This window comes from Rubellimicrobium roseum (assembly GCF_006152145.1).
In the GTDB taxonomy this organism is placed as follows: domain Bacteria; phylum Pseudomonadota; class Alphaproteobacteria; order Rhodobacterales; family Rhodobacteraceae; genus Rubellimicrobium; species Rubellimicrobium roseum.
Window position 1 is genome coordinate 1 of sequence record NZ_VDFV01000089.1, and the last position, 6,510, is coordinate 6,510.

The 6,510-nt window shown below is 69.4% G+C and carries 6 protein-coding genes; 4 read left to right on the forward strand and 2 right to left on the reverse strand.

Going from position 1 to position 6,510, the window contains the following annotated elements; translation table 11 throughout:
* Positions 1–546, forward strand: a 546-nt coding sequence (locus FHG71_RS22410) for a universal stress protein (protein WP_139083964.1), incomplete at its 5' end; no start/stop codon positions are given.
* A 283-nt stretch (positions 547–829) separates the two neighbouring features.
* On the opposite strand, the gene FHG71_RS22415 is transcribed toward FHG71_RS22410, so the two are convergent.
* Positions 830–2,101: an MgtC/SapB family protein gene (locus tag FHG71_RS22415; protein WP_139083966.1), complete on the reverse strand. Its 1,272-nt coding sequence runs from the start codon at positions 2,099–2,101 to the stop codon at positions 830–832.
* Between the two features lie 312 nt (positions 2,102–2,413).
* Between FHG71_RS22415 and FHG71_RS22420 the strand changes: the two genes are divergently transcribed.
* On the forward strand, positions 2,414–2,779 hold the full coding sequence (locus FHG71_RS22420) for a WGR domain-containing protein (RefSeq protein WP_139083968.1): 366 nt from the start codon (positions 2,414–2,416) through the stop codon (positions 2,777–2,779).
* Positions 2,780–2,872: 93 nt separating this feature from the next.
* Here FHG71_RS22420 and FHG71_RS22425 read toward each other — a convergent pair whose 3' ends face one another.
* Positions 2,873–3,352, reverse strand: coding sequence for a VOC family protein (locus tag FHG71_RS22425; protein ID WP_139083970.1), 480 nt, complete (start codon positions 3,350–3,352; stop codon positions 2,873–2,875).
* Positions 3,353–3,934: 582 nt separating this feature from the next.
* Here FHG71_RS22425 and FHG71_RS22430 point away from each other — a divergent pair.
* Together FHG71_RS22430 and FHG71_RS22435 are read left to right on the forward strand one after the other, a co-directional pair.
* On the forward strand, positions 3,935–4,504 hold the full coding sequence (locus FHG71_RS22430) for a recombinase family protein (RefSeq protein ID WP_139083972.1): 570 nt from the start codon (positions 3,935–3,937) through the stop codon (positions 4,502–4,504).
* Positions 4,501–6,465 carry a PAS domain-containing protein gene (locus FHG71_RS22435; RefSeq protein WP_139083973.1) on the forward strand — a complete coding sequence of 655 codons (1,965 nt, stop codon included), beginning with the start codon at positions 4,501–4,503 and terminating at the stop codon, positions 6,463–6,465. Before FHG71_RS22430 ends, FHG71_RS22435 begins: the two co-directional genes overlap by 4 nt.
* Positions 6,466–6,510 lie beyond the last annotated feature (45 nt).

A 6,510-nucleotide genomic window follows, 5' to 3' on the forward strand; every position in this document is an offset into this window, starting at 1 on the left:
TCATCGGCCCGCCGTCACCGCCACGCTCGGCGCCTCATCACCAAAACTCGCGAGCTTTGCAACGGAGCCGACACGACGCCGGACGACGACATCCATGACCGGCTGAACCGCACGGTGTTGGAGCTGGCCACCTCGCTCGCGCGCCAAGATGAGGCGCGGCTCGACGTGATCAGCGTCTGGGATGTACCGGAGGAGCAGGCTCTCCGTAACGGACGCATCCACCTGCCGGAGGGAGAAATTCTCTCGATCCTCGCGCGAGAACGGGACCGGAGCGCCTCGCGGCTCGACGAGCTTCTGAAGGCCTTCCCCAGCGATGCCCCACGAACCCGAGGCCTCCACGTCCGGGGCCGGCCCGCCCAGGCCCTCGTCACGCACGCCAGGGCGGAGCGGATCGACACGATCGTCATGGGCACCGTTGCCCGCACAGGGCTTCCGGGTTTCCTGATGGGCAACACCGCTGAGACGGTCTTGGCCCGCGTTGCCTGCTCGGTCCTGGCAGTGAAGCCCGAGGGCTTTGTGTCCCCCGTCGAGCCCGGAGACCCATAACAGAGATCTGCGACGGGGCCGGCCATCGCCATGCTCTTAAGATAGACCGCCTGCCTGGGGGGGCGCCGCGTTGTCCGGAGACCCGTCCGGAGCCTCAGAACGGCGCCGCAGCCGACGATGAGCGAGGCCCGGGCTGAGGCTCACGGATGCACGTGCCGTGGCGCGAGCGGACTGGTACACGCGCCCGGACGGGTCATCTGAGGCCGACGCTGGTCCGTGTCCGCACTGCAATTCATGGCGTGTCCCGGTCCGGGCCACAGAGGGTTAGGAACCCGCGACGAGATCAGACGGTCATGGAAGCACCGAATAGCTCGGCGGACCACCAGCCTACCCAAACGGCGACGCCCGTCAGCAGAAGCCCGAGCGCAACGATCCGGCCAAAGCGCGCCTCGCCACCGCGCAGGGCCAGCACAATCCGCACCACGGTGTTGACGCTAATCGCGGCGGCCAGCGGCACGACGGCGTCGTCCACAGGCAACTGGCCCGCGGCAACCAGAGATGCCAGCGCGGCGGCCGCTGAACTTGTGCTGACCAAGCCCGCGAGGGCTGCCGAGATCAGGACAGCTTGGCCTCCAAAACGGTCGTTGACCAAAGCGGAAACGAGGATGACCGCCGAAACGGTCAGGGCGAAGGTGAGGGCTCCTCTGACGCTGAAGATGCGGGTAGGCAGCTCTAGCCCCTGGGACTCGGCACCACGGCGAGCTCCGGCGAGCATGAAGGCGGCCCCGTAGAGGACGGCAACCGCTGCCGAGACGATCAAGACAGGCGCCGCTGCGGTCAGGAGCGGTGGGCTCATCAGCAGCAAGACCACGCCTGTCTGGACGAGCGAGGAGACTGACGACAGCGTGGCCCCCGCCGCAGCTGGGTAAACCTCGTCCGGCAGATCTCGGACCTTCTTTGCCATGGCGACAATGGTCGCGGTGCTCGAAACGAACCCGGACAGGAGACCGCTGAGCGGAAGCCCTAGCCTGGCGCCGAAGACGCGCGCGCAGATGTGGCTCGTGACTCCGATCGCCATCACTAGGACGACGATGATGAAGACGTGCCTCGGATTGACTGCGCCGCCCGGACCGTAGCCGAAATCCGGCAGAATGGGCAGGATCACCAGTGCAGACACGCCGAGGATCAGGCCGTCGCGGACCTCGAAACCCGTCAGCACCGAGCGGCTGAAGTCCCGAAGCACGGTTCGAGCTGCGAGGAGTGCCGCGACAAGGACACCCGCAACGGCCGACAGGAATGTGTACTCGATGGAAAGGGCGCCAAGCACTACCACGACCAGAAGGGCGAGGCTGGTAGTCATGCCCGCTTGCCCATCCTGCTGCGACAGATGCATGACGGCGCGTAGCCCTCCAACGGTGGCAAGCGTAACGGCAAGCAGAGGCCATCCCCCGACGAGCTCGCTCAGCGCACCAGCCAACGAGGCAAGCGCGAAGGTCCGAACGCCGGCCGAAGCAGGAGCACCCCCTTCAGCCGTGCTCCTCTCGCGCTCGATGCCTATGAGCAGACCGAGTCCCAGCGCCTCGAGTAATAGCAGGACCTGCGCCGTCTCCTGCATTGCAACTAGCCATCATCTTTCGTGCCATTTCCGACCGTCAGGCCTGTGGCACTAGGGCGCCAGCAATCCTGTCCGGTGCTCCCTCCCGCGGTCACAATGGTCCCAAGGATGCATGGAGAGTTGCGGACACGATGTTTGATCTCCGACCGGTCATCAAGGTGGTAGCTCCCGAAACTTCGCCAACGGCACCCACCACGTGACCGTTCACAACCCCTAGATTACTTCTCACGGAGGCGCGCCGTCCACATCGCGACGAGCCTTTGGTGAACTGACGAGACGAGCTAAAAAAGCTCTCATGGCCGGAGAGGACGTATGAGCCGGACAAAGCACACCAGTCGCGAGTCCGAGCAGCTCGACCAGCTCGACTGGATTGCTGCGGCAAAGGAGGTGAGAGCGGCGCCGGCCCCTCCTCGAACCGTCGAGGCTCCCGCGCAAGTCGCCTCGGGCGATGGTCCCGCTCCCGTGCTCCTCACTCGGGTGGACGCATCCTGCAACATGCGCCGCTTCTACGGGCTCGCGCTCGCCCAAAGCCTCTGGGGCGAATGGGGCGTAGTGCGCCATTGGGGCCGGATTGGGGCGCAAGGACAGAAGCGGACGGACTGGTACGAAGCTCCAGAGGCAGCCCGAGCCGAGCTGGAGCGCATGGCTAGGCACAAGCGGCGGCGAGGGTACGGGTAGGCCCGTGAGCCTGAGCTCCCTTCTCGCTTGACCACGTAGGCTGGGAGCGCGGGTCCAGGCTGACCAAGGGTGGGCGTATTCGACGCGCAGCCCTCACCCCCGCCGCGCCGCCTCGATCCTGGCCACGTCGATCCGGCCCATCGTCATCATGGCCTCGAAGGTGCGCCGCGCCTCCTCGCCGCCCGCGGCCAGCGCCTCGGTCAGCGTGCGGGGCGTGATCTGCCAGGAGAGGCCCCAGCGGTCCTTGCACCAGCCGCAGGCGCTCTCCTGTCCTCCGTTGCCGACGATGGCGTCCCAGTAGCGGTCGGTCTCCTCCTGGTCGTCGGTGGCGACCTGGAAGGAGAAGGCTTCGGTCTGGCGGAAGGCCGGGCCGCCGTTGAGGCCGAGGCAGGGCACGCCCAGCACGGTGAACTGGACGGTGAGCACGTCGCCCGCCTTGCCCAACGGGTAGTCGGCGGGCGCGCGGTGGACGGCGCGGACCGAGCTGTTGGGGAAGGTCTGAGCGTAGAAGGTGGCGGCCTCCTCCGCGTCGCGGTCGTACCACAGGCAGATGGTGTTCTTCGGGATGGTCATAGCTTTGTATTCCCGCTGCGTTACCAAAAGTCTCTCACGATCGTGCTTACGCGCAATATACGCACAGCCTGGGCCTCTGATCCGCTTAAGTCTAGCAAGCGGTCAAGTCCTGTGCGCTGCTTCGCCTTCCTGGCCTACGCCTGCCGCTATCTGCGAGGTTTGAGCGTGCATGCGGAGTCTTCTCACGCAGAAGGCCCCCGTCCCTCCCAGGCGGGGGCCTTCCGGCGGCGTCGGCTCATCCCCTGACCTGTGGCTCTGCCACGGAGCTAAGGCGGCTTTGGCCGGGTCGCGGAGCGCACGGCTCGCCAGGAGAAACCTAGGCGAGGCGAACCGGCGTCAAGGGCGCGGTCCGCTTTAGCGGCGAGGTGCCTCCCCCAGCGGAAACTGCTTGCCGGCTGTTCGCTTTGCGTCCACCAAAGGCCAGGGCTGATCGTGGACGGCTGCGGGTCGTGGGACGGGGTTGGTGGACGGCTGGGAGCCTGCTCGGGGCGCTCGGCGGTGCGTGTCCCCCGAACACTCGGTTGCGGGACGGCGGGCCGGTCACTGGGCGGCGAGGCCCGGGGTGCAGGGGGAAGGCGAGCCATGGGCGCGGTGCTGGGCTATGCGCGGGTGAGCACGGGCGATCAGGACCTGTCGGGCCAGCGCCTCCGCCTCGAGGCGGCCGGCGCCGTCCGTATCTTCGAGGACGTGCGGTCGGGCAAGGGCCTCGACCGGGCCGGGCTCGAGGCGCTCCTCGACTACGCCCGGCCCGGAGACACGCTCGCCGTGGTGCGCCTCGACCGGCTCGGGCGGTCGCTGAACGAGCTCCTCGCGATCGTCGAGGAGATCAAGGGCCGGGGCGTCAGCCTTTTGAGCTTGGAGGAGCGGATCGACACGGGCTCGGCCGCCGGAGAGCTCGTGTTCCACGTCTTTGGCGCCATCGCGCACTTCGAGCGCCGGCTGATTGCCGAGCGCACGAAGGACGGCATTGCGGCCGCGCGCGCCAAGGGCAAGCGCCCGGGACGCCAGCCGGTGAGCCGGGCCAAGGTGGACGCGGCCTTGAAGCTCGTGGAAGCGGGCCTCTCGCCCACCGAGGCCGCCCATCAAGTGGGGCTCGGGCGCGCCACCGTGTACCGCGAGATGGCCGCGGCCGGGATCAGGAGGGTGGCGTGAACCTGGCCAACTCCTCAGCGCACGTCCCTGCGCGGCCCGAGCCGTCGGCGCGCGAACGCTTCGAGGCGCTCGACTGGGTGGCGACGCCGCTGGGCCCGCGCGAGGGCTGGCCGCCCGAGCTGCGCTTTGCGGCCGAGGCCGCGCTCTCCGCGGGCTTTCCCAGCCTGGTCTACTGGGGCCCCGATCTCGTCATCGCAGCCTACAACGACGCCTACTTGCCAATCGCTGTCGGCAAGGTCGACCCGCTCGGCCGCGCCAACTTCGACGTGTGGCCCGAGTCGCGCGAGGCGGTGGCCCCCTTCCATGCGCGGGCGCTCGCCGGCGAGACGGTGACGATGCGCGACGCCTGCTTTCCCGTGGACCGCGGCCAGGGGCTCGAGGAGGTCTGGTTCGACTTCAGCCTGCAGCCGGTGCGCGGCGAGGAGGGCGCGGTGGCCGGCATCTTCTGCACCGCGTTCGAGACGACCGAGCGGGTGCGGGCGGCCAGGGAGGGGGCCCGGGCGGAGGACGCCTTGCGCGAGCAGGAGGCCCGGCTGCGCGGCGTGCTCGACGGCATGGGCGAGGCCTTCGGCATCCTCGACCGCGACTTCCGCATCCTGACCTTCAACCGAGCGGCCCTGGCGCTGGAGCCGCGCCCGCTGGAGGAGATCGTCGGGCGCAGCCATTGGGAGGTCTATCCGGGCTCGGAGGACAGCGAGATCGGGCGGCTCTACAAGCGCGCCATGGCCGAGCGGGTGCCGGTGAGCCTGGAGCACCGCTACGTCTGGGAGGATGGCACGGCGCGCTGGCTCGACATGCGGGCCTTTCCGGTGGAGGAAGGGCTCGCCGTCTTCTGGCGGGACATCACCGAGCGCAAGGAGGTCGAGACGGCCTTGCGGGCGAGCGAGAGGCGCCAATCCGCCCTCCTCGCGCTCGAGGACGTGTTGCGCCCCTTGGGCGAGCCCGAGCAGATCAAGGCCGCGGCGGCCGAACTCCTCGGGCGCGAGCTCGGCGCCGGCCGCGTCACCTACGCCGAGGTGGATGAGGACGCGGGCGTGATCCGGGTGGCGCGCAGCTTCACGGCCCGAGGCATGGGGGACGCGGCCGGCGAGTACCGGCTGGCCGAGCTGGGCGCCCTCGTGGGGCTCTACCGCACGGGCGACACCTTCGTCTCCGCCGACCTTTGGGCCGACGCGCGGGTGCGGCAGGCGGCCGAGCGGCCGGAGGTGGAGGCGAACGGCGGGCGCGGCGTCCTCGACGTGCCGCTCGTCAAGGAGGGCCGGCTCGTGGCGCTCCTGAGCGTCAACGATCCTGCGCCGCGGCAGTGGGCCGAGGCCGAGGTGCGCCTGGCCGAGACGGTGGCCGAGCGCACCTGGTCGGCCGTGGAGCGCGCCCAGGCGGAAGCCGCGCTGCGGGCGAGCGAGGCCGTGGCGTGGGCGCGTGCCAATGAGCTGCGCACGGTGCTCGACGCGGTGCCGGCCGCCATCTGGGTGGCCCAGGACCCGAGCTGCGCCGTCATCACCGGCAACAAGGTGGCGGCCGAGCTGCTGCGGCTGCCGACGGTCATCCCCAACATGTCGAAGGGCGCGCCCGACCCGGCGCCGGTCGCGCATTTTCGGGTGCTGGATGCCGAGGGCCGGGAGATCGCCACCGAGGACCTGCCCGTGCAGCGCGCCGCGCGCGGTGAGACGCTCCACGAGTTCGAGGAGCGGATCGTGTTCGACGACGGCTCGGCCGTCGACGTTCTGGGCAACGCAACGGCGCTTCTCGACGAGGCGGGCCATGTGCGGGGTGCGGTGGCGGCGTTCGTGGACATCACCGCGCGCAAGCGCGCGGAGGAGCGGCTGCGCCGGGCCACGCAGGCCGCGCGGATGTTCACCTGGGAGACCGACCAGGCCACCGGGGAAACCACCTGGGGCGACGGCACGGCGGCCATCGTTGGGCTGCCCGAGGAGGCGCTGTTGATTTCCACCCGGAACTGAGCCGGGTAGGCGCGTAATTTCCACTGAGATTTGAGCCATGTGACC

Bases quoted from the DNA above. Each gene is read 5' to 3' on its own strand.
- FHG71_RS22430 (WP_139083972.1), top strand. From the start codon at position 3,935: ATGGGCGCGGTGCTGGGCTATGCGCGGGTGAGCACGGGCGATCAGGAC.
- FHG71_RS22425 (WP_139083970.1), bottom strand. From the start codon at position 3,352: ATGACCATCCCGAAGAACACCATCTGCCTGTGGTACGACCGCGACGCG.
- FHG71_RS22415 (WP_139083966.1), bottom strand. From the start codon at position 2,101: ATGCAGGAGACGGCGCAGGTCCTGCTATTACTCGAGGCGCTGGGACTC.
- FHG71_RS22420 (WP_139083968.1), top strand. From the start codon at position 2,414: ATGAGCCGGACAAAGCACACCAGTCGCGAGTCCGAGCAGCTCGACCAG.